This is a genomic window from Thalassospira sp. UBA1131 (assembly GCF_002311515.1).
GTDB lineage: Bacteria > Pseudomonadota > Alphaproteobacteria > Rhodospirillales > Thalassospiraceae > Thalassospira.
On sequence record NZ_DCAO01000106.1, the window covers coordinates 1 to 818 of the forward strand.

The 818-nt window shown below is 55.9% G+C and carries 1 pseudogene; it reads left to right on the top strand.

Annotation, left to right across the window (positions count from 1 at the left end):
- Window positions 1-198 (top strand): annotated as a pseudogene (locus tag B3Z49_RS17445) (adenylate/guanylate cyclase domain-containing protein); the annotation flags it as partial.
- Window positions 199-818 lie beyond the last annotated feature (620 nt).

Below are 818 nucleotides of genomic sequence, written 5' to 3' on the forward strand. Positions count from 1 at the left end.
GGCACCTATATCCTTGCAACAGAGGATACAGTGCGTGCCTGTGGCAATCACGACGATATTCCGGCATGGACGCCGCGCGGTGATGTTACGGTTCGTGGTCGGGAAAAACCGACCAAAATCTTCTCGCTCTCACCAATCAAAATCACCGGTCACACCCCGGCACAAGACACAGACCACCAAACGGTATCGCGCGCCTGAAAATCGTGACCAACGGCGCGTCCCGGGCAAATTAAAAGCCCGGGGAGCTGTAAGCTCGCCCGGGCTTTGGGGACAGATGGTCTTGGGGAGACCTGTCAGATGCGCTGCCTTGCCCGTGGGGTGCATGACGCCTTGGGGGATAAGGGCGTCCGTTCCGGGCCTCGATGCGCCGTGAGGGAGGGGCACGGCATCGAAGTTTTCGCATCCGACAGTTAGGAATATGCCTTTGAAATGCGGCTCAAAATACGGTGTCTGATGACCATTTGGGGGCAAATTGGGGCAATTGCGGCGGCGCTGATATGGGGCGATCTTGCCGCCCCGCCATCCGGACAAAAAAGTGGGGCGGGATAAAACCCGCCCCAATCTATTCGGGGTCATTCATGGTCTTGGGGAGACCAAGTCAGCCGGGGTATTTCAGGTGGGGGAACAACCTGAAACCATTTGGGCCAGTATCGTGAGGGGGGACAGAGACTGCTGACCACGTCCTCGACTGACAGTTGTGAATATGCCCGGAAATCAAGGCGGGAAAACAGGTCACATTGGGCCATTTCAGGGCGAATTGTGTTCCAATAAAGGCATCTGAAACGCAACATGTTGATTTCATTGAATTCAACTGTCGC